Annotated in this window: 17 protein-coding genes; 3 read left to right on the plus strand and 14 right to left on the minus strand. The window is 47.4% G+C overall.

Annotated features, from left to right (window positions below):
• Positions 1 to 30: 30 nt before the first annotated feature.
• From C6P39_RS05375 to C6P39_RS05385, 3 genes are read right to left on the minus strand one after another with little or no spacing between them, the layout of a single operon-like run.
• Positions 31 to 1,050 carry a zinc-dependent alcohol dehydrogenase gene (locus tag C6P39_RS05375; RefSeq protein WP_095176071.1) on the minus strand — a complete coding sequence of 340 codons (1,020 nt, stop codon included), beginning with the start codon at positions 1,048 to 1,050 and terminating at the stop codon, positions 31 to 33.
• 14 nt (positions 1,051 to 1,064) lie between these two features.
• Entirely contained in the window at positions 1,065 to 1,460 is a 396-nt protein-coding gene (gene rbsD, locus C6P39_RS05380) for a D-ribose pyranase (protein ID WP_095176070.1), read from the minus strand.
• Between the two features lie 17 nt (positions 1,461 to 1,477).
• On the minus strand, positions 1,478 to 2,293 hold the full coding sequence (locus tag C6P39_RS05385) for a sugar phosphate isomerase/epimerase family protein (RefSeq protein ID WP_095176069.1): 816 nt from the start codon (positions 2,291 to 2,293) through the stop codon (positions 1,478 to 1,480).
• A 357-nt stretch (positions 2,294 to 2,650) separates the two neighbouring features.
• Here C6P39_RS05385 and C6P39_RS05390 point away from each other — a divergent pair, with 357 nt between their 5' ends.
• Positions 2,651 to 3,670, plus strand: coding sequence for a LacI family DNA-binding transcriptional regulator (locus C6P39_RS05390; RefSeq protein ID WP_104803082.1), 1,020 nt, complete (start codon positions 2,651 to 2,653; stop codon positions 3,668 to 3,670).
• Positions 3,671 to 3,681: 11 nt separating this feature from the next.
• On the plus strand, positions 3,682 to 4,884 hold the full coding sequence (locus C6P39_RS05395) for an ROK family transcriptional regulator (protein ID WP_095176067.1): 1,203 nt from the start codon (positions 3,682 to 3,684) through the stop codon (positions 4,882 to 4,884).
• Between the two features lie 46 nt (positions 4,885 to 4,930).
• Here the strand turns inward: C6P39_RS05395 and C6P39_RS05400 are convergent, their stop codons facing one another.
• The 4 genes from C6P39_RS05400 to C6P39_RS05420 form a co-directional block, all read right to left on the minus strand.
• Positions 4,931 to 5,497, minus strand: coding sequence for a uridine kinase family protein (locus C6P39_RS05400; protein WP_158661466.1), 567 nt, complete (start codon positions 5,495 to 5,497; stop codon positions 4,931 to 4,933).
• Between the two features lie 23 nt (positions 5,498 to 5,520).
• Positions 5,521 to 6,057 (minus strand): flavodoxin family protein, encoded by a 537-nt coding sequence (locus tag C6P39_RS05405; RefSeq protein WP_104803084.1) that lies wholly within the window; start codon positions 6,055 to 6,057, stop codon positions 5,521 to 5,523.
• 999 nt (positions 6,058 to 7,056) lie between these two features.
• Positions 7,057 to 8,778 (minus strand): adenine deaminase C-terminal domain-containing protein, encoded by a 1,722-nt coding sequence (locus C6P39_RS05415; protein ID WP_104803086.1) that lies wholly within the window; start codon positions 8,776 to 8,778, stop codon positions 7,057 to 7,059.
• Between the two features lie 15 nt (positions 8,779 to 8,793).
• Positions 8,794 to 10,098 carry an NCS2 family permease gene (locus C6P39_RS05420; protein WP_104803087.1) on the minus strand — a complete coding sequence of 435 codons (1,305 nt, stop codon included), beginning with the start codon at positions 10,096 to 10,098 and terminating at the stop codon, positions 8,794 to 8,796.
• Between the two features lie 230 nt (positions 10,099 to 10,328).
• Here C6P39_RS05420 and C6P39_RS05425 point away from each other — a divergent pair, with 230 nt between their 5' ends.
• Positions 10,329 to 11,252 (plus strand): LysR family transcriptional regulator, encoded by a 924-nt coding sequence (locus C6P39_RS05425; protein ID WP_104803088.1) that lies wholly within the window; start codon positions 10,329 to 10,331, stop codon positions 11,250 to 11,252.
• Between the two features lie 275 nt (positions 11,253 to 11,527).
• On the opposite strand, the gene ltrA is transcribed toward C6P39_RS05425, so the two are convergent.
• The 7 genes from ltrA to C6P39_RS05460 all read right to left on the minus strand — a co-directional run bounded on the left by ltrA (position 11,528) and on the right by C6P39_RS05460 (position 21,360).
• The gene (ltrA, locus tag C6P39_RS05430; RefSeq protein WP_104803089.1) at positions 11,528 to 12,811 is read right to left on the minus strand and encodes a group II intron reverse transcriptase/maturase; all 1,284 of its coding nucleotides are present in this window, start codon (positions 12,809 to 12,811) and stop codon (positions 11,528 to 11,530) included.
• Positions 12,812 to 13,436: 625 nt separating this feature from the next.
• Positions 13,437 to 15,122, minus strand: a complete 1,686-nt coding sequence (locus C6P39_RS05435) for a DUF4091 domain-containing protein (RefSeq protein ID WP_104803090.1) — start codon at positions 15,120 to 15,122, stop codon at positions 13,437 to 13,439.
• A gap of 26 nt (positions 15,123 to 15,148) precedes the next feature.
• Entirely contained in the window at positions 15,149 to 15,955 is an 807-nt protein-coding gene (locus C6P39_RS05440) for a protein-ADP-ribose hydrolase (RefSeq protein ID WP_104805858.1), read from the minus strand.
• Between the two features lie 4 nt (positions 15,956 to 15,959).
• Complete coding sequence (locus C6P39_RS05445) at positions 15,960 to 16,832, minus strand: SIR2 family NAD-dependent protein deacylase (RefSeq protein WP_104805859.1); 873 nt, start codon at positions 16,830 to 16,832, stop codon at positions 15,960 to 15,962.
• Positions 16,833 to 16,888: 56 nt separating this feature from the next.
• Entirely contained in the window at positions 16,889 to 18,769 is a 1,881-nt protein-coding gene (locus C6P39_RS05450; protein WP_242986941.1) for a GGDEF domain-containing phosphodiesterase, read from the minus strand.
• A gap of 13 nt (positions 18,770 to 18,782) precedes the next feature.
• On the minus strand, positions 18,783 to 20,225 hold the full coding sequence (locus C6P39_RS05455; RefSeq protein WP_104803091.1) for a glycosyltransferase family 2 protein: 1,443 nt from the start codon (positions 20,223 to 20,225) through the stop codon (positions 18,783 to 18,785).
• Entirely contained in the window at positions 20,218 to 21,360 is a 1,143-nt protein-coding gene (locus C6P39_RS05460; RefSeq protein WP_104803092.1) for a hypothetical protein, read from the minus strand. Before C6P39_RS05460 ends, C6P39_RS05455 begins: the two co-directional genes overlap by 8 nt.
• Positions 21,361 to 21,368: the final 8 nt, after the last annotated feature.

Here is a 21,368-nt window from a genome sequence, read left to right on the forward strand (position 1 = left end):
CGTTTTTCCTCCAATTCTTTTTCCTTGTCCTTAAGGCTTCACTACAACTTTTACCGCTTCTCCCTTTGCCAGCTTCTCAATTCCTGACTTCAGTTCTTCAAGAGGGATTACGTCTGTCACAAGTTTCTCCATATCCACCATGTGTTCTTCCAGAACCCGGATGGCCTCCGGAAAGGTTGCGTTGGCGAGCCAAGTTCCGTGAACCGTGATCTCTTTTGTGGTGATCTCACACTGTGCCACTTGACTGACGGATTTTTTATTCACACCGAAAAGTACCACGCGTCCGCCTTTTCTCACCAGATCCACTGCCTGCACTACCTGGGAACCCGTCACATCAAAAACGTAATCCGGACCGATCCCTGTCTGCTCCCGTATGATCTCACCGGCATTCCTGCTTTTCACATCTATGACTTCCCCCAGCCCAAGCTTCTCTGCAAACGCAATTCTGTAGGGTGCAGCTTCCAACAGGAATAATTTTCCCACGCCGGATGCCTTTGCAAGCATGGCGATCATCAGTCCGATAGGCCCGCAGCCGATGATCACCGCACTCTCTCCCGGCAGAATGTTCACTTTATGAAATCCGTTGATGGCACAGGCCAGAGGTTCTGTACATGCCGCGGCCTCTGATGACACCTCTTCTGAAATCTTATATGCGACTTTCCCGGAAATCAGGCAGTATTTTGCAAAAGCACCGTCATAGTCTATTCCCAGAGGAATGATATTCTCACATTCATTGGGAAGATTCTTTCTGCAGTATTGGCATACACCGCAGTAGTCGTTTGGATTTACCACAACCCGGTCTCCCACCTGGAGATGTCCCACCGCCTCTCCTTTCTCTACAATTTTCCCAACCAGCTCATGGCCCAGGATGGTACCGGGGGTTGCCTGGTATCCGGGCGGCACTGCTGTGATATGTACATCTGTCCCGCAGATACTAACCGCCTCCACTTCCACAAGCACCTGATCTTCCTTCCGGATCTGAGGGACCGGGACCATTTTCAGTTCCAGTTTTCCAACATCCTCAAAAACCGCCGCCAACATTTTTTCCATGTATGTTCCTCCTCTTAAAAATTAACGCCGCCCTCTAATATGACATTGGCGTAGGGTGTGCACTCACCGGTCCGGATAATCACTTTCGCCTTGGGAAGCATGTCCTTTAAATCCTCATGAGGCATTTTCCGGCCCGGTACATTGGAAAGTCTTTTTTGCATGTGCTGCAGAAGTTCCGTGCCGGATGCCTCTATCTCTTCCGCGTAAATGTAGGAATCTATCACCAGCTCCCTCGTCACTGCATCAAAAACTTCCATAAATCCGGGTACTCCTTTTACAAGTGAAATATCAATGACTGTTACATTCTCCGGTATGGGAAGTCCCGGATCTGCGATCACCATGTAATCCGTATGACCAAGTGATGATATGGCATAACAGATATCAGTATTTAAAATTCCTTCCTTCCGCACGATCTATTCCCCCGCTCTCACATTCCCAGTATTTTTGCTGCATATTCCCTGTTTGTTTTGGCACCTTCATAATTGCTCACCGTAGGGGTATCGTTCTCTATCACCAGGTATCCGTCATAGCCGTTCTTTTCCAGCAGCTTTAGGACTTTCGGAAAGTCAATTCCTTTTGTGCCCAGTTCATAAAATCTCTGATGTTTGTCCCATTCATGGATCCACTTATACCTGTAATCCTCCACATCCACTTCTGTATCCTGGTCTTTCAGATGTATATAACCGATCCTTCCCCTGTATTTCTCAAACAGACGTTCAAAATCAATTCCCGCAAGTACCGTATGCGCCGTATCAAAACAAAATTTTACATAGGCCGGATCTGTATGCTCTGCCACAAAGTCAATCTCGTCCTCCTGTTCTACGGTCATCTGAAAATGAGGATGGAGGCAAAGTGTCACATCATACTCTGCAGCCATTTTCCCAATCTCGTCCAGGATACCTGACAACTGCAGGAGATGTTCCCGGGATGGCTTTCCGTTCCTTGCCGGTGCCTGGATATTCATGATCCTGGCTCCGGTTTTTTTACAGAACTCCAAATATTTTTTTGCCTCTCCCACATGGTCAGCATCCATATCACGTATGTAATGGTATAAAGCTGCAAATTTCAGTCCGTATTCTTTTACCAGCCGGTTAAACTCCTCCTCACGTCCTTGATACAGATCAGCCATGCCAATGAAATTCTCAAAATTATGATAGCCCAGCTTTTTCATGTCATTAAGCGCTGTCTTCAGGTCTTCTTCTGATTCCAGCCCCCATTCCCAAACCGTATAACCTATCTCCATAAGCCATTTTCCTTTCTCTGGTTGATAAAACGTTTTATCATTATTTATGATTTACATTATATACGCTTTTTCTACATTGTCAACACTTTTTTTGATTTATTTTCTATTATTTTGTGCATTTTAATTTTTTATAAACTTTTTTTACTATTAATCTCCTATCATTTTGCCCCTAGTTTTCCGGCGCTACCCCTGTATTCATGTTAAAACGCTTTATCATTTTTACAGATAATGCTGCAATACAGAACAACTCATTGCATTCAGAATTTACACATGATAAAATCAGATTGCAATACCATACAGTGTACCGTTGCTATAGACAACTGGCAGACGGCATACCAGTATTTACGAGGTGAAAATATGCGGGTAACATTAAAAGACATCGCAAAAGAAACGAATCTGTCTGTAACTACAGTCTCACTGGTCCTGAACAAAAAGGAATGCCGTGTTTCAGACAGTACACGCAGTCTGATCCTGGAAACTGCCGAAAAAATGCATTATTATCCCAACCAGCTTGCGGTTGGTCTTGTAAAACAGGAGACAAAGACCATTGGGCTTATCATCCCTGATATCAGCAACCACTTTTTTGCTAATCTGGCTTTGGGAATCGATGATGAAATGCTGAAACATGACCGGAATATTATACTCAGCAATACGAGCGACCGTCCCGAACGGGATTTAAAGAGTATCCAAGTATTAAGATCCCGTGGTGTGGATGCCATCATTCTTGCCATGGCATCCAATATCGACCGGACCTATATACCTTCCTACAAAGACCTTATAAACGATTCCCCTATTCCCATCATCACAGTTGACCGCTGCAATCCCGCCCTCAACTGCAGTGCCCTAAAGCTCAATAATAAAAAAGGCGCCTATAATGCGGTCAGCCACCTGCTGTCTCTGGGGCACAAAAACATTGTCTGCATTACCGGTCCCGCCAACTCAGACAGCACGCAGGAGCGCCTTGCAGGTTACGAGTGGGCTTACCGTGACGCGGGAATCCCCCTGCCTAAAAAATATGTATTTCACGGTGACTATCTGCGGCACAGCGGAAACGAAGCCACAAAACAGATCTTAAAAGAGACAGACGCAACCGCCGTCTTTGCCTTCAATGATCTGATGGCATTGGGAGCTTACCACTGCCTGAGGCAGGAAGGACTGTCTGTCCCTGATGATATGTCCATTGTGGGCTTTGACAATATTGATTTTTCCGATATGCTGGAGGTTCCGCTGACCACGGTCAACCAGCCCACATATGAAATCGGACGGGAAGCCGCCAAGCGCGCACTTCTGGAAATCTCCAGACCGGAGGCGGAAAAGCAGACCATAAGCTTTGAACCCCACCTGATCATACGAAAAAGTACGGCAAAGCCGAGATAGAGGTATATTGTATGGGAACCACAAAAAATATGCAGTTTTTAAGAACCAGCAACCGGGCTGCCATTATCAAAGCCCTGGCCCTTGGGGAGGCATCCAACCGTGTAGAACTCTCCTCTCATCTGGGTTTGTCCAAAATGGCTATCAGCGGCCTTATCAATGACCTGGTTGCAGACGGCTATGTGGAAGACAGAAAATATTCACCCTTCCGGGATTCTACCTGGTACACCGGAGATGCCAGCGGCAGAAAGCCATCCGCCCTTTCCATTGTCCCCAGAAGGATCCATGCCATAGGGATCTTACTGAAACGGTATGAGGTGCACTGCCTGATCGCGGAAATACAGGGAAATATTTTGTATCATGATTTTTGCGCGCTGCCTCAAAACGCAGACAACCTTTCCCTGTCGGAAATACTGGTTTCCCTGGTTGAAAAGGCTCTGCGCGCCCATGAAGACCGTTTTATGGCAGGTATAGGGATTGCGTCTATCGGCCCCCTTGACATTACGCAGAAAAAGATCCTTTACCCTCCCAATTTCTGCAGCATTGGGAATCTGGATATGGGAGAATTACTGGAAGAAAAATTTCATCTGCCGGTCTATCTTGACAACGATATGAACGCCAGCGCTATTGCAGAACAGTTCTACGGTGTGGGAAAGACGGCAGATACCCTTGCCTATGTGGGCTTTGGCTCCGGTGTGGGCGCCGGGATCATTATCCATGGAAAACTACTCCACGGAAGCGCGGGATTTGCGGGTGAAATCGGGCACATTTCCATCAATCCGCAGGGTCCTCTGTGTTCCTGCGGACAGAAAGGATGTATTGAAACCTACACCAGCGTCTCAAAACTCCTGGACGATATGGGGACCGATTCCGTCTCCAATCTCTGGCAGATGATACAGGATAACAAACTGGATGGACCGAAGAAAGAGCGCCTGGAAGCGTGCCGGTATGCGCTGAAAACCCTGCTCATCACTATCGCCAATCTCTATGATCCGGAGGTCATCATATTTGGAGAGATCCCGCCAAAACTGACCCCCATCTATCTGGATGAAATGGAGGCTTATATGAATGCCAATATGTTCCATCACGGCTTTCAGAATATACGTCTTTATCCTTCTTCCTTCGGTGAAAATGCACCGCTGATCGGTTCTGCTTCACTGATCTTTAAACGGATCTTTGACGGAAAGATCCCTCTTCCCGATAAAGTTCCCGACTAAAAAAATACCGTCTTCCGAATGATTTCATTCAGAAGACGGTATTTTATTACAGCGATCTCTTTATATAGTCTGTGATCATTTCCATGGACACCACAGAAGGATTAGCCCCATTCAGGATCATATCAGCCCTCCATTTGGAGGGTTCCACATACTGGTCATGCCGGTATCTCACCACATCCAGATAAACATCTGTGATTTCCTCCTCGGAAAGCCCTCTCTGCATATTTCGTTTCAGCCTCCGCAGGATTCTCTCATCCGCACGGCAGTCTACATAAAGCTTCAGGTCCAACAGGCTCAAAATGGCATCATCGTACAGGGTAAGGAGTCCTTCTGTCAATATGATCTGCACCTTACCGCTTTCTTTTTCTTTTGCCATATCCTCATATAACTGTGTCAGGTACATAGTGTCCGGATGATTATCGTCCACGTACTCCCGCTCCCCAACCAGTGCACGGGAGCGGGGACGCAGCTCTTCCGGTTTAAAATAATCATCCATATGAAAGACTTTTACTCTATGATCTTGAAGCTGTTCAGACAGCTTATCGCATATAGTCGTTTTACCGGAAGCACTTCCCCCGGCGATTCCAATGACTAACGTTTTTGTTTTTTCCATCCCTTGCGCCATCCTCCTCCCGGCTATTCTGATGCCAGGTTTATTCCCAGATCATATGCTTTTTTCACACCTTCAGAGTGCTCCATATCTCCCTTAGCATCCATCCCCGGAACAGTAAGTATCCCCTTATTTTCCCATCTCAAATAGGCACAGATATCCTCATAGGCAGCAATCGCAGAGCGGTAAACACCATCGGAGGCGGAGTCCAAAAGAAGTGCCGCATACCGGATATTAAATCCTTTTCTGGCTCTTGCATACAGTCTGTCAATAGCAGCTTTTAACTGCGCACTGATAGAAAACCAGTACACAGGTGATGCAAAAACGATCATATCCGCGCTATCCACCTTATCCAGTATCTCCGCCATATCATCCTTCTGCACGCACACACCGTTATGGGTAAAACAAAATTCACAGGCCAGACAAGGCGCGATCTTCCTGTTCCCAAGATTCACTTTTTCAACCATATGCCCCTTTTTGCGGGCCCCCTCTATAAAAGCATCCGCCATTATTTCCGTATTTCCATTCTTACGGGGACTTCCGTTAAGTACAAGTATATTCATTCTCTAATTCTCCTGTTTTGCTTTCGTAATCCTTCTAATCTATTTCTGTTTTCACTGCCCTACGGGACATAGGAATCAATAAGTATACATGGATATTCGCCGCACAAAGCGCAGTGCTCCGGATCCTTTTCCTTCAGTTCTTCATCCCCTGTCCCAGCAGCAATAAAAACCGAACACTCCGAACAGACAAGACAACAATAAGCAATCTTATTCTCCTTAAAACTTCCTTCTTTTCGGGTTTCTATCACTATAACATTTAGAGGGGAAAAAGTCACTATAGAGGGGGGAATTACCAGGAAAAAATTATAAAAAGGAAGGTGGCTGCGGAAGTTTCTTGGATAATAGGACGGGCCGTTGCGGCGGGGTGCGGTCCTCCTGGGGCAGCCAGCTTCGTTCCCCTTCAACTAATCGCTAACTTCGACTAAGACGCTCAGCAAAGGCTTCGCGCCAAGTCTCCGTAACCGATGGATTTTCAGGCTCACTATCGCAATGTCTGCCCCAGGAGGACCGCACCCCGCCGCAACAGCCCTGGTTTTCTCTCCGGTTGTGTATTAATTCAATCTACCTCAGTAATTTTAAAGAGTGAGACCATATTTTTATAATTTCATGGTTTAATCTCATGTCAGTAGAGGAGACCCATTACTCTCCTCCTCTGCCTCTAATCATCTTTTTTCATTTTTTTCACTCGATCTATAGGGGCGATTCTCACTTAAAAATATGTATACGTTTAAGTTATTTACTCTTACATCCTGCCTAGAATCTGTGGGTCGTAGACAAACAGGAAGTGGCTTGGAGAGGACCGGGGGGAGGGAGATGCGTGTGAGCGATGTATAGTGGAGCGCCGCGGAGATCCACCTGCCCCAGCTACTTAATGAAGAGGCCATTGCCGATGAATTTAGTAGATGGGAGCAGGTTAGCTCCGTGGCAGCGGAACGCTTCGCTCACAGGCATCTCCCTCCCCCGGTCCTCTCCCAGCCACTTCCGTCCGCCCTATCTATCCTACCTCACAACCAGTTCCACCACTTCCCCTTTTTCTACATCCACCACCCCAAAATCCGTCAATTTCAAAGCCGGACTCACCGGAAGCCCCAGCGTGCAAAGCGACATGATCGGATTATAATGCTCATACCCCAGCCCCGCCAGGCTCCTTCTCACATCACCCAGCATCCTGCCAATATCATCCGCCGGAAGTTCTGAAAGGATACCGCATACAGGCAGCGGAAGTTCCGCTGTCACCTGACCGTTCTCCACCGTACATATTCCTCCCTGCAGTTCGATCAAACGTCTGGCCGCTGTGAGCATATCCTCAGGATCAGCACCGATCACCATTAGATTATGATGGTCATGGTAATAGGTGGTAGCTGCCGCTCCCCGTTTCAGACAATCACCGGTCACAAATCCATAACCTATATTGCCATTCTTTCCATGACGTTCCAGCACAACTGCCAGCACACACCCGGTTTCCTGCCATTTTAAACGGCCATTTTCCACTTCCATAGAGACATGTTTTTCTCTTGTCTGCGTGCGGCCGTCACTTACTTCAATAACCCGCACCTGCACAGAGCCTTCCTTCACCCGGACCTTTGGCTCCAGATCTTCAGGCTCTATCTTCTCCAAATGTACCGAGTGATAAAATTCCGTTGGAAAGCCATAAGGCTTTAACTGCCTTCCGTCTCTTCCCTTGCGGAAGATCTCCTTCCCGTCTTTGAACACAAGATCCGGTTCAAAACCGGATACTGCCTCCTCTTTCACAAGCTGGAAATCCGCCTTTTTTCCCGGTGCCAAAGCACCTCTGTCCCTGAGATTCATTCGTCTTGCCGGGGTATAAGACGCGCAGTATATTGCCTCTTCAAGAGGAAATCCCATCTCCACGGCCTTTTTCACAATATAGTTAAGCTGTCCTTTTTCAAGCAAAGCATCTGCCATGGTATCATCCGTGACAAAACAACAGTGCTCAAAAAGGCTGTTTTCAATAATATGATCCAGAATCTCCGGTTTCAGCATTTTCTCCTGGAGTTCCACAAACATGCCATTTTCAAAACGCTGTCTGATCTCCTCCAGCGTGTGCTCTGTATGGTCCCCGTCAATTCCCCTGTACAGGAATTTTGCCAGATCCAGACCTACCAAAGAGGGACAATGGCCTTCAATCACTGCCTGAGGCTCCTCCTCCCTAAGGTAATCCAGAAACCTGGTGATCTCCATCTCAGTGCCCTTGACAATCTGGCGGTAGTTCATGATCTCTCCCACACAGACAACGCCCTCTTCTCTCATGAGATGCTTCATTTCCTCAAATCCGATGACCCCGCCTGTGGTTTCCAGGCTCTCGTTTGTGGATGGAACACTGCTGGGAATTCCGTAAAAAATATCAATAGGCGAATCTTTTGCCCCGTTGATCATCTCGTGGATTCCTTGTACTCCCATGACATTAGCAATCTCATGAGGTTCCGAAACCAGTGTCGTGACCCCGCAGGAAGCTGCCCGTTCCCCAAAGGAAACCGGGGTCATCATAGAGCTTTCAATATGCATGTGTATGTCAATAAATCCGGGAAGCATCAGATATCCGCTGCCGTCCAGCACCTCACCCGGAGAAAGCGTTTCCTCCTGTCTGGTATCCACATAGAATATCCTTCCCTCCCGCACATATACATCAGCAGGCATAAAACATTTCAGGTATGAATTGTAGACTTTTGTGTTTTTTATCAGTAAATCCGCCTTTTCCATAAGGCACCTCCCATCTTACACAATTGAGTAGAAATAGAGCAGACAGACTGCCACCAGCACCCACATAACGGGACGGATCTCTTTTATCTTTCCCGCTGAGATCTTCATGACCACATAGGTCGGAAGCGCGGCGCAGATACCGTTTGCAATGTTGTTTCCGAAGATAGTAAACGCAATACATACAAAGGATGGAAATGCCTCTGTAAAATCATGAAACTTAATGTTTTTCATGGCGCCCAGCATGTTGATTCCAATATACATCAGCACCGGGGCAGTAGCTGCTGAGGGGATCATAAGGGCGATCGGTGCAAGGAACAGTGCCAGGCCGAAGAATATAGAGGTGAACACCACCGACAAACCGGTCTTTCCTCCTGCCTCCACACCTGCTGAGGACTCCAGATATGTGGTCATACTGGGCATACCGAACAGTGCGCCGAAGCTGGTTGCCACTGCATCTACCTTGAAACATTTGTCGATTCCCGGAAGGTTGCCGTCCTCGTCCAGATATCCCGCTTTTGCCCCTACACCCAGAACGGTTCCGAAGGTGGAGAAAAAGTCAGGGACAAAAAGGGCGATCAAAAAGGGAATATAGGCAAAATTCAATGCTCCCAGAAAATCAACGTTCAGGAACTGCCCGCCGATATTGGCCGGCATGGTGAATAGGCTTTCCGGCATTTTTGTAACGCCAAAAGGGATTCCCACCAGTGTGGTAATGGCAATGGCCAGGATCATATCCCCCGGTACATTTCTTGTTTTCAGTATCAGTAAGATCACAAAGCCAATCACTGCCACAATCACAGTGGGCACGGTCAGGTCACCGAATCCCAGGCTTTTCTTTGCCTCGTTGGCAATGATCAGGCCGCAGCTCTTTGCACCCAAGAGCGCAATAAACAGGCCGATACCTGCACTTACTGCGTGTTTCAGGCTTACGGGAATGACTTTTACCACTGCTTCCCTGAGTCCCAAAAAGGATATTGCGATAAACAGCACGCCACTCCAGAATATTACGCCGGAGGCAACATCCGGTGCGATCCCGTCATTTGCTATCATTGCGGTTACGATACCTACACTGCCAAGTCCCGGCGCCAGTGCAAAGGGGCGGTTTGTATAAAACGCCATTGCGCAGGTTGTGAGGATGACCAGCAAGATCAGCACAGTGAACATTACGTGCTTGTCCAGCCCTGCGGACTCCATCATGTTGGGCACTGTTGCCAGAACATAGGCCATGGTCACAAATGTAGTAAGACCTGCCAGAAGCTCTGTTCTGACATTTGAATGAAACTCTGATAATTTAAATTGTTTTTCCAGCCACTGTTTCATATAGATTTTCTCCTCTTCGTATTTCCTTGATTCTTTTCCATTTTCATTGTATGATAACCCTGATCGGAAGTCTAATTCATCTTAACTATAAATTCTATTCCAAAGTGGAATAGTGGCAGCCATTCGGTAACGATCCAGTAGGTCCGGACATTGACTGTGCCGTCCAACAGCCGGGTAAAAATCCCATGGCCAACCTAAAACACTGTCTGCGGAAAGGTGGAAGAAAATCTATGAACATCCACGAATTGAACTACGTGCTCTGTATTGCCAAACATCAGAATATGACAAAAGCCGCTCAGGAGCTTTTTATCTCCCAGCCAACCCTCAGCAAACATCTCGGAAAACTGGAACGTGAACTGGGTGTCAAGCTGTTCAACAGGATTGATAACTGCTATATCCCAACTTATGCCGGAAGACGGTATATGGAATACGCATCCCGTGTACTGGAACTGACCCATGAATGGGAGAAGGAGCTGGATGATCTGTGTTCCTTAAATGACGGCGAGCTGAACGTTGCCTTTCCCCTGATGCGCAGTTCTTGCATGATCCCCAAGATCCTGCCTGCTTTTCGCCGGATACATCCCAATATCCGTCTGAACTTTCTGGAGGAGACTTACGCTATCCAGGAACGTCTTCTCACAGACAGCCGGATTGATTTTGCGATCTTCAGCGACGGAAACCTGAATCCCAAACTGGAATATGAAACTCTGGGCCGGGAAGAGATCCTGCTGGCGGTCTCCCCAGCCCACCCTCTTGCCAAAGAAGCAGGAAACCTTTCCTGTCAGGACTGTGTTTATCCCCAGGCGGATTTGTCCCGGCTTGGAAACGAAAAATTCATTCTGCATTTTCCGGAGCAGAATACAGGGGCCATAACTGAACAGCTCCTGAAAAAGTACGGTATAGAACCAAAAGTTCCGTTCTACACACGGAATACACAGGCTGCGCTTTTGCTTGTCCAGCAAAATGAAGGGATCTGCTTTGCGCCGGAAACTTATATCCAGAACATGACCTTTGCCACCCCTCCGGTCTGCTTTTCCCTCCATGACCCCGATGCCTTTACAAGTACGATCCTGGCTTACCGGAAGGGTGCCTATCTGACTTCCTATGCTATGGATTTTATTCAGATAGCAAAAGATTATTTCCGCATTCCTTAACAGAATGCCCATGGCGGCTGATAAATATGCCCTGCGCTACCGCCGGAAGCTTTTTTGTATCCCGAAGGCCTCTGTAACAGTAGAGCCGCTCCGGATGAAACCTCTCTTCATCCCTCCCAGACATTCTTTCCGGATGAGATGAAGAGGGGCACAGCAGTTCCGATGGGACAGCCTTAACCTGCACGTACATCCGCACGGCTTTCCCGCATGAATCGAGTAGGGGGAATTTAATCCCCCTCTCACACCACCGTACATGCCGTTCGGCATACGGCGGTTCAACATAACTTCAAAGCATGGCGTTCCATGTAATAGTCATAGCAACTTACGAGCCCCGCCTGTAACAGTTTTTCTTTTGAGATTGCCCTGACTACACACGTTTTGGTCACTATCCATTGGTAGCGGTTGCCGCAGTATGCTGTCACTCTTGCCAGGTCTTTTCCTATTCCCAGCTTCTGCAATCCCCATTGCCGTTTTGACGGTACTTTCCATTGCTTCCAGATGATTACTCTTAACCTTGTACGCAAATGAGCGTCTATGTCGTTCATTGCCGTTTTCATTGAGCCTAACGCAAAGTAGTTTATCCACCCTCTGATTACCCTGTTCAGCTTCTGCACCCTTTCCGCAAATGCCATGCTCTGGCTTCTGTTTGTCAGTTTCTTTAGTGTTCGTCTGAAGTTTGCCACGGATTCACCGTGCGGTCTGCATTTCCATTCCTTTGCCTTTGGGTCTTTGTAAAACCCAAAGCCCAGATACTTCAGCTTGCCCGGTCTTGTGATATGCGTCTTTTCCGCATTTACCTTTAGTGCGAGTTTCCTCTCTATCCAGTCTGTAATGGAATACATGACACGTTTGGCGCTTGCTTCGCTTCTGACTGCTATCACACAGTCATCTGCATATCTTACGAATCGCAGTCCTCTCTTTTCCAACTCTTTGTCCAGTTCATTCAGCATGATGTTTGACAGCAGCGGTGACAGATTTCCGCCTTGCGGCGTTCCTCTGTCCGTCTTTTCATATCTGCCCTGAATCATGACGCCTGCTTTCAGGTATTTTCGTATCAGCGATTCCGTGTCTCCGTCATTTATGATGTTGTGTACGAGGCTCATCAGTTTATCCTGCGGTACATTGTCAAAGAATTTCTCCAGGTCAATGTCCACTATCCACTCATATCCCTCTTTTAAGAATACAAGCATTTCCCTGATTGCCATTTCACAGCTTCGATTCGGACGGAATCCATAACTGTTCTCTGAAAACAGCGGTTCACACATCGGGCTTATGACCTGCGCTATCCCCTGCTGGATTACCCTGTCCATGACTGTCGGTATTCCGAGTTTCCGCTTACTTCCGTTAGACTTGGGTATCTCTACCCGCCTTACCGGTTGGGGTGTGTAACTTCTTTTTCTGATTTGCTCTTTGATACTTTCCCAGTTCCCACGGATATATCCGTCGAGTTCATCAATCTCCATGCCGTCCACGCCGCCTGCGCCTTTGTTGGCACAAACTTTCTTATACGCTTCGTTCATGTTCCTCTTGTCCAGTATCTTTTCCAACAATTCTGACATACTTTGTGTGCTTCGCTCCTTTCCGCCCCCTGTGATTATTCTTATGTTGTGCGTTTACGGCTCCTATACGTTTTGCCTACATCCGCCTGTCAGACATTCACAGGTACATACATTCGTCTGCACGGTTACGTTGTTCAGCCCTTCGGTTTATCTCTGGCTTTCAGAGTTTGCCTACTATGGCTTCTGCTGACTTCTCACAGTTCGTTGTTACTACGGCTAATGGAACCGCCTATGAGACCTCACGGGATAAGTCTGTGTTCTTTCCTCGTCTACCCTCCTGATCTACGCCTATGGGTTACGGCTACCTTTGGGGCCTCATTGTCTTAGGCCAATTTACCCGCCATAAACGCCTTATTATCAGGTTTCTGTCCGTAGGGCTACGATTTCGCTATCTCTTCTTCTCGCCTGCACCTCACGATGCAAACCTTGAGAGTCGCTATGAAGTTCGTCGGTAACTACGCCTATGTGGACTTTCACCACAGAACACGGACATGCCCGTCATACCAAAAAACCGCCCATCCGTATAGGACAAGCGGTCTGCTGCTTATTGTTATCACAAATTCACCCGGCATACTCCAGTACCTTTTCCCTATATGAAACCATTGCAAAAAACTCCGGTTTTCATTCAGGGCATCTCTGTGTTGATTCTACCTGTCATCTCCTCTATCTTCTCATTCACCCTTCCGCGGAAATCCAGAAGCCATGTATCAGACACCGGATATTCGGAAAAAGTGATCTCTCTTCCCAATCCCTTCTCCATCTCTTTCACAACCGCTTCCCTGCCGATCAAATGCTCTAAAAGTTCCATGGCACGGATATCCTGCATGGCATGGAAAAGGACCATCAGACGCAGGGATTCTTCCGGCTTCTTATCATCCCCCGGATATACCAGAAATGCATCCCCGGATGGGAATGCGGAATCAGCGTCCGTCACAGCATACGGGTTGATATGCTTCAAAGAAAACTGAGAATTATAAAAATTAAATCCCCAGTGCAAAAATCCCTCTATTCCAAACTTGTACAACTGCACACCTAAAATGCGGTTTCTTGCGGAAGGCATTGCCATAAAGCGGTTCGCAACCGCCGTACACTGCGCTGTACAGTAATAGGTCCAAAGTCCGGGAACTTTTGCTTTCAGAAAGGGTTCGATGCAGTCACTGGCCGGAACCGGCTTTTCCACCAGACCTTTTTCATAAAACGCATGATCCGACAACGCGTCTATTGTCTTGAATCCCTGCAGATAAGGTTCTATCATTTTTCTGGCCCTCTGATATGACTGCAGATGCTCTTCCGAAGGTTCATCGGATGTGTGAAAATACACATAATCTTCCATCCCCCACTCTATCAGTATGGAAGTGAGGGCCTGCAGGTATTCTTTCAGGAAATCCCGGTAATCCAAAGAATCGGATTCTGTCTCCCAGCCGAATATTTTCTTTACTTCCCCGTCCTCCCGTACGATCACTTTAGGCGCGTATTTTGCTCCCCACTGTGTAAACAAATGAGAAATCTCAAAATACCGGATCCCGTATTTTCTGCACAGCGCGATCCACCTCTTCAAACGCGAAAAATCAAAAGAATAATGTCCCTTCTCCCTTTTAATGACAGCTAACTGTATGGTTGTTCTCTCACCGCCCACCGCCGTGTCAAGAGGCGGCGTCAGCACAGGAGTGAGAATCGTATTCATACCTCTTTTTCCATAGACTTCTATGTAATTTTCAAGCATTTCCCAGTATTCTTCACTCCACGGCTCCATTCCGTAATAATCCGCAAGACAGTCCCCATGGAACCATTCTGTGTGATACAGCTTCTGCGTTGGAAGCAGGGCATCAATGACCTTTATCTCCCCACGGCCGCTGCAGAGGTCCTCACCCTTTTCGTTTTTCAGAGAAATCACGATCTCATAACTTCCGGCCCCGGCATCCTCCGGAATTTCCGCGTCGATCCACAAGGCCCTCCACTGCCGCGGGATAAGCGCTGCTTTGCTGTCCTCTAAATCTCTCAGTAAATCCGGGAACATTCCCGGAGTTGTCCGCAGATAATTGTCATCATAAGCTGCGTTGCAGGGATAGGCGGAAGGCACCAGCTCCACGCTCCGGATGCGGATCCAATCCCTGATTTCAGAGTCCACTGCCACTTGGGCGTATTCCTTTGTCATGCAGGCGCCATAATAAGCCGCCTGAAACGAGACCGTCTCTCCTTTTAAACCGCTGTACCTCATGTTTTCCGTCATTTCCACAGGCGCTTCTTCAGGAAATACTTTGACCAGCGGACTTAGAATTTTCATTTCAAAATCTGTTCTCCCAGGTATCATACTTATGCCTCTCTCACTTCATTGTCTTATTGTAGTCTGTCCCGCAAAACTTTCTCATATATCTCAAGGTCCTCATCCTTAAACACATTGAATACCACCCGCTCTATCCTGCTGTGTTCCAGCCATTCCCTCACTGTTTCTACCGCAATCTCCGCTGCTTTTTCGTTAGGGAAATGAAACTCTCCGGTAGATATACAGCAAAATGCCACACTGTCCAGCCCGTTTTTTTCAGCCAGGCTAAGGCAGGACTCATAACAGGAGGAAAGCTGTCTGCAGTGGTGTTCTGTAAGGGCTTCATACACAATAGGTCCCACTGTATGCAGTACATATCTGCAGGGCAGGTTGTACGCACCGGTTATCTTTGCCTTTCCTGTGGCCTCCTCATATCCCTGTCTCTCCATGATCTCCCCGCATTCCTCCCGCAGGCCTAAACCTGCCGCAGAATGTATGGCATTGTCGATGCATCCGTGACAGGGAACAAAACAGCCCAGCATCCCGGAGTTGGCCGCATTTACAATGGCATCCACAGACAGCCTGGTGATATCCCCCTGCCACAGGGAAATCCTGCTGCCCAGCTTTCCGTTTATCCCGTACGCCTCCTGTATGGTGGGAATGGCCTCCACCTGCACAATCCCTTTTTCCGCGGCCTCCTGCTGCAGGAAGGCATCCTGTATTTCCAGAAATTCCTCTGAAACCGGCCCCGGCATACGTATATTCATAAGGGAGCGGAGTGTGGCGCGCCGTTCTGCTTTTTCAACCCTGAGACCTTTGTACCGGACAGAATCCCGGCACAAATATTGGATCAGATACTCCAAACGCTCCTCCTGGGTCATATCCTTAGCTTTCATCTTCCATTCTCCTCCTCCATATATTTAAGATTCCGCCGATATCCCGGTTGATACAGATGGATTTTTCCTCTATATCCCGGGGTGCAAAAGCCTCTCCCAGATTGATACACCCATAGGACGCTCCCGGCCATTCACAAGCCATACGCCAAAAACTGAATTTAATGATCCCCGGCGTATTCATCCCGCAGCCCAGTTCCAAAAACAGAACCCTGCTGTTTTCATGCGCCTTCAGGAACTGCTCATACCGTCCGCTGGCCTCATGCCATCCCGCATCCTCCACAAACGTATCGTCTGCCCTCAGATTCATGCTCATGGGCTTTTTACAGACCGGACAGAGAGGAACCAATTCTCCCGGAACGCGCATATCTTTTTGCTCTGCAAACATGCGGCGCACCACTTCTTCATTGTCATATGTTTTCTCATGACACGGCACGGAACACTGCCACAGTCCAAAATCCCCCTGGGTGTAAAACAGCCGTTTTTTGTCAAATCCGGCCCTCTGGAAACAGTGGTCCACATTGGTTGTCAGCACAAAATAATCCCTGCCCTCCACCAACTTAAGCAGATCCTCAAAAACCGGCTTTGGCGGCTCCTGATATCTGTTCAGATAAATATATCTGCTCCAATACGCCCAATATTCTTCCGGAGTCTCATAGGGATAAAAGCCTCCGCTGTACATGTCATGAAAACCGTATTTTATCTCAAAATCATGAAAGTGATCCCGAAATCTTTTTCCGGTATAAACATATCCGGCAGAGGTGGAAAGACCTGCCCCTGCCCCGATCACCACCGCCTCTGCCTCCCGCAGCTCCCGGTACAGTTCCTCCTCCTTCTTTCCTTCCTCTCTGCTTAATGCCTCCATCTGTTCCACCGCAAATCCCTCCTGCCTTCCGTCCTGTATCACTTCTGTGTGTTTGGTCATTTTCCCCATGTCAGCTCACAAAACACTTCCCGGCTGACAGGATAGTAATAGTGGAACCCGCTGACCATAGTGCATCCCAGTTCTCTCAAAAAGGCTTCCTGTTCCTCATCTTCCACCCCTACACTGAGCACCTCCAGATTCAGCTTCCTGCATAATTCCACTACGCTTTTCACTACCACTTTTCCCTGGGGCTTATGGATCTCACTGATCATTTCCTGCCTCAGTTTAATCCCGTTAATTCCGCAGTAAAGATAATGAAAGAAAACCCTATCCAGCTCCAGACCTGCCAGATACACATCAAACCCATACTGCCTGAGCTGTTTTATCGTCTTCATGTAAATGTCTGACTGACTCATTTCCACCATCTGGTTTAACTGGACTATGATCTGATCCCGGCTGATCTCATACTGTTCGGCTATGGCATACAAATGCCCTGCAAACTGCTCGTCACCGATATTCTCAACGGTAAAGTTAAACAGCAGTCTGAGAGAATTCCCCTTCTCTGCCTCCTCCTTCAGAAACCGGCAGCCCTGCCGGTAAATCTCCATATTCATCTTTCCTGTGAGCTGCTTGCGCTTCATGACATTTAAAAAATCATTTGGTCTTAAAAGCCCCCGGTTGGGATTCTGCCATCTGACCAGGGCCTCCGCTCCACATATTTTGCCGCTTTCCAAGTCCACCATGGGCTGCAGATACATGATAAACTCTTCATGCATCAGCCCGTGGATCGCCTCATGTTCCATGGCATAACCGGATATGGTCTCCCGCTCCACATATTCATCATAAAGGGCGTAATCCTGGACGTGCATCTTTGCATATTCCATAGCTACTTCGCTGAACTGGATGGTCTTCAAAGGGTCCTCGTCCACACTGGTCATTCTGTAGATACCTGTGTGCATCTCCAGAAAATATTTTTTCTGCTGTTTTTTAAACGCCTCCACTACTTGCTCCTGCATGTCCCTGACCCGCTCTTTCAGCTGATCCACACCGGTATACTCTACGAAGAAAATATAATAAAATTCATTAAACCTGGAAAATGCCTCCTTTTCAGGTTTGATCAGGGATTCACAGGTATCACTGATCAGTTGAAGTGCATTCTCCGCCTCCTTGTATCCGTAAATATGGCTTACCACGTCAATACCCGCATACAAAAAGAGCACAGCATAATGGTTTCTGTTCTCCTCCACAATACATTTTGAGAATTTCTGCTTCCAGGATGTAAGATTATCTCTGCCCGTAACGTCGTCTTTATAAGCCATCAGCTCCATCTGGTGCCTCTTTCTCAAAAAGAAAACCGGAAAAGTCACCAGGATCAACACAGAAAAAACGGAAAGTCCCACTATGGTCCAAAGATAAATGCCTGCTCTCCCTGCAGCGTCATCCCCCTTAGCAGCATAGCCTGCATAAACCCCCTGGATCTTCGCTTTATCAATATTCAGAAAAGCCTCTTCCAGTTTTTCTATATCTCCGTCCTCCATACTCTTGGTATAAGCCAGGCTTATTGCCTGTTCTTTCTTGTCATTCTCATATACGATCAGGTCACGGCCCTTTTTAAGACCTGCGTCGTTTATCTCATCTTCTGTAAGTCCCAGGGTCCAGACCGCATCGGCCTGAATATTCCCAGCCAGAGCCAGACGCCTGTCCTTATCGGAAGGCTTTATATACTTTATGGTGATTCCCGCAGCATCCCCAGCCTCTTTTAAAAGGTCAGGAAGCACCCCTTTGTAGTCATTCTCCCCCTTGCTGTAAAACTCAAATGGCCAGGAGTCCGGCATACCGGCCACATAAACCTCATTTCCTGCACGGCATACAGAGGGTGCCCAAAAAAGCATGGCTGCGGCAAACACTGCCAGACACATGACTTGGGATCTGCGCATTTTTCCTGTCTTCCTATTTTTCATCTCCTGTTTTCCCCTTTTCTCCGCCTGTTTGATTGAGATGTATTTTCTGTCTTTTAATCTGCCCCCACACATTTTTCCGCTTCTTATATCCGAAAAATGCCGTCATTCTGGTAAACGCCTGAATGAATCTGAAAAAAACGCTCTCCGCAATACACAGATAGACAGCCTTCACCACATCCAGCGCGGACAACTTGATATTCTGTGTATAGATTCTGGCAAAGAACGCGGTGATGGTCAAAACAGCTCCATAGAGGGCGTAAATCAGAAAAAACATTATCATAAACGGCACATTTATCAAATTTACCATATATGCCAGAAGAATAGTCACAAGCCCGAACAGTTCGATAAATGGTGACAGCAATTCATACAATAGATAGTATAAATATGAAATATAACCCACCACTCCGAATTCTGGGGCCATAAACATTCTCCTGTGTTTATTCAGACACTGGAAAAGTCCTAAAAACCACCGCCTCCGCTGCTTCTTCAAATCCCCTATACTGGATGGACACTGGCTCCAGCAGATGGCATCGGGAATATACCGTATTCCGTAAGGTATCTTGTTGATACGGCAAAAAGCATGGAGTTTAACCACCAGTTCCATATCCTCCCCCATGGTGGAAGCATCATAACCGCCCACGCTGGCAGCCATATCCTTTTTGAACAGCCCGAATGCCCCGGATATGATCAGGTTGCCGTTAAATTTATCCATAAGGATCCGGGATGCCATAAAAGAGCGGTCATACTCCAGTATCTGCATTCCCACAATGGGATTCCAGGGCATGTGATAGTCCACCAGCTCTCCCTCACTGAGCACTGCACAATTGGATATCCTCACCAGCCCGCCTACAGCTATAATGGTATCATCCTCCAAAACAGGGCGGACAATATATTTTAAAGAGTCCTTCTGCAACACACTGTCCGCATCCATACATATAAAATATGGATATCTGGACGCATTGATCCCCATATTCAGGGCATCCGCCTTACCGCCGTTTATCTTCTGCACCAAAGTGATATTGATTCCATTCACCACCGCCTCATAGACATTTTGTTCCTTTTTGCACCCTATCTGGCGGTTTATAGGCCGCATCACCTTTTTCAGATGAAAAGCATCCAGAAGTACCTGCGTTGTCCCATCCTTTGACCCGTCATCCACAACCACTATCTCATATAGTTTGTAATCCATCATCAGCAGGGATTTTACGGTATCAACCACCGTAACCTCCTCATTATATGCGGGAACTACAATAGACACCGGTACATAATAGTTATGATCGATCTCATTGTGGTACCTTCTTTTTTTGCTCTCTTTATACAGGTCAAGGGAACCGGCGATCACAGAGGCTATCAGAAATGTGGAATACCCCAGCAGGTAGATGACGAACAACACACCAACTACGGTATAAAAATACTTAACAAATTCAAACATCTGTCTCCCTCAGCTCCATTTCCTGGCCTTTAATCTCAATTTTTTCTGTGACGTAATGCAAAATCTCCCTGGCATAACGGTCACGGCCATTGTACACGTCGAATAAATCTTTTTTCTGTATTTTAAGTCCCACAATGAGCGCATCCGCGCAATTGAGCCTCACATACCAGTTAGCAGCTTTCAGCCCTTCTTTCAGACAGTCTACGGTATCCGGCCCCGGATAGGACGCAAGCGCCTGGGCCGCCACCGCGGCGTATTCCCAGTCCAGAAATTCATGGTACTGCAAAAATCTCTGCAGTGCCTCTCTTGCCGGTCCATATGGGTATTTTCTGAAATATCGGACTGCCTCCAGGCGGATTTCCTTATCCTCTGTCTCTTTCTTCATGATTTCAAGGAATCCACTCCTGAAGTCCTCACCTAAGAACCGGATAAACTGCATGACAGGCAGTATCAGACGTGGTTCAAATCTGTCCCTGTGGCCAAACAGCAGACAGGCCAGCTCACCCCTGTCACCGGTGAAGCTTAGAAGACCATCTGACAAAAGTTTTTTGCTGTGATAGATCTCGTTATCCTCCATCTTCTCCCAGGCTGCCAGCACTGCCCCTTTATTCCCCATCATATAGAGGGCTTTCAGCGCATTTTCCCTGACATACACCCCTTTATTCACTACCATCCGTATCATAAGATCCATCAGACCGTCATACCCCTTATGCCCTCTGTCAATTTCAAATTTCTCCACAAGGCTGGCAAAATATGCCTGTTCGATCTCATCCCTCTTTTCATATATGGGGACCAGCTCCAGAAAAACCCTGCGCAGATGCTCCAGATACTCTTTCATATCCTCTTTTGGCACTGTCTTCTGTATCTCATCCATGGAAAACTCAAATGCCCTCAGCTTTTCCAGCTTTCTAAGTCTGCGGGCCAGACCAAAAAAATAGGCCTCCTGTATATTGCCTTCCTTCGTGTCCTGTATCTGCCCGCTGATCTCGTCAACCATCTCCAGACTCCTGTGCTCCAGGCGCCGGCCTTTATACTTATCCACAAATATATAGAGTATATTAAACACAAGGACAGCCAGGCAGCTTGCCATATAAAAATAGAGAATCATTTCCGGCTTGATTGAAAGTACATGCATTGGCTCCT

It is taken from the genome of Blautia marasmi, from assembly GCF_900258535.1.
Lineage (GTDB): Bacteria > Bacillota > Clostridia > Lachnospirales > Lachnospiraceae > Blautia > Blautia hominis.

What these genes read in the sequence shown, in the direction of transcription:
- C6P39_RS05375 (WP_095176071.1), bottom strand. Translation starts at nt 1,050, where the DNA reads ATGGAAAAAATGTTGGCGGCGGTTTTTGAGGATGTTGGAAAACTGGAA.
- C6P39_RS05385 (WP_095176069.1), bottom strand. Translation starts at nt 2,293, where the DNA reads ATGGAGATAGGTTATACGGTTTGGGAATGGGGGCTGGAATCAGAAGAA.
- C6P39_RS05390 (WP_104803082.1), top strand. Translation starts at nt 2,651, where the DNA reads ATGCGGGTAACATTAAAAGACATCGCAAAAGAAACGAATCTGTCTGTA.
- C6P39_RS05395 (WP_095176067.1), top strand. Translation starts at nt 3,682, where the DNA reads ATGGGAACCACAAAAAATATGCAGTTTTTAAGAACCAGCAACCGGGCT.
- C6P39_RS05400 (WP_158661466.1), bottom strand. Translation starts at nt 5,497, where the DNA reads ATGGAAAAAACAAAAACGTTAGTCATTGGAATCGCCGGGGGAAGTGCT.
- C6P39_RS05405 (WP_104803084.1), bottom strand. Translation starts at nt 6,057, where the DNA reads ATGAATATACTTGTACTTAACGGAAGTCCCCGTAAGAATGGAAATACG.
- C6P39_RS05415 (WP_104803086.1), bottom strand. Translation starts at nt 8,778, where the DNA reads ATGGAAAAGGCGGATTTACTGATAAAAAACACAAAAGTCTACAATTCA.
- C6P39_RS05420 (WP_104803087.1), bottom strand. Translation starts at nt 10,098, where the DNA reads ATGAAACAGTGGCTGGAAAAACAATTTAAATTATCAGAGTTTCATTCA.
- C6P39_RS05425 (WP_104803088.1), top strand. Translation starts at nt 10,329, where the DNA reads ATGAACATCCACGAATTGAACTACGTGCTCTGTATTGCCAAACATCAG.
- ltrA (WP_104803089.1), bottom strand. Translation starts at nt 12,811, where the DNA reads ATGTCAGAATTGTTGGAAAAGATACTGGACAAGAGGAACATGAACGAA.
- C6P39_RS05435 (WP_104803090.1), bottom strand. Translation starts at nt 15,122, where the DNA reads ATGATACCTGGGAGAACAGATTTTGAAATGAAAATTCTAAGTCCGCTG.
- C6P39_RS05440 (WP_104805858.1), bottom strand. Translation starts at nt 15,955, where the DNA reads ATGACCCAGGAGGAGCGTTTGGAGTATCTGATCCAATATTTGTGCCGG.
- C6P39_RS05445 (WP_104805859.1), bottom strand. Translation starts at nt 16,832, where the DNA reads ATGGAGGCATTAAGCAGAGAGGAAGGAAAGAAGGAGGAGGAACTGTAC.
- C6P39_RS05450 (WP_242986941.1), bottom strand. Translation starts at nt 18,769, where the DNA reads ATGCGCAGATCCCAAGTCATGTGTCTGGCAGTGTTTGCCGCAGCCATG.
- C6P39_RS05455 (WP_104803091.1), bottom strand. Translation starts at nt 20,225, where the DNA reads ATGTTTGAATTTGTTAAGTATTTTTATACCGTAGTTGGTGTGTTGTTC.
- C6P39_RS05460 (WP_104803092.1), bottom strand. Translation starts at nt 21,360, where the DNA reads ATGCATGTACTTTCAATCAAGCCGGAAATGATTCTCTATTTTTATATG.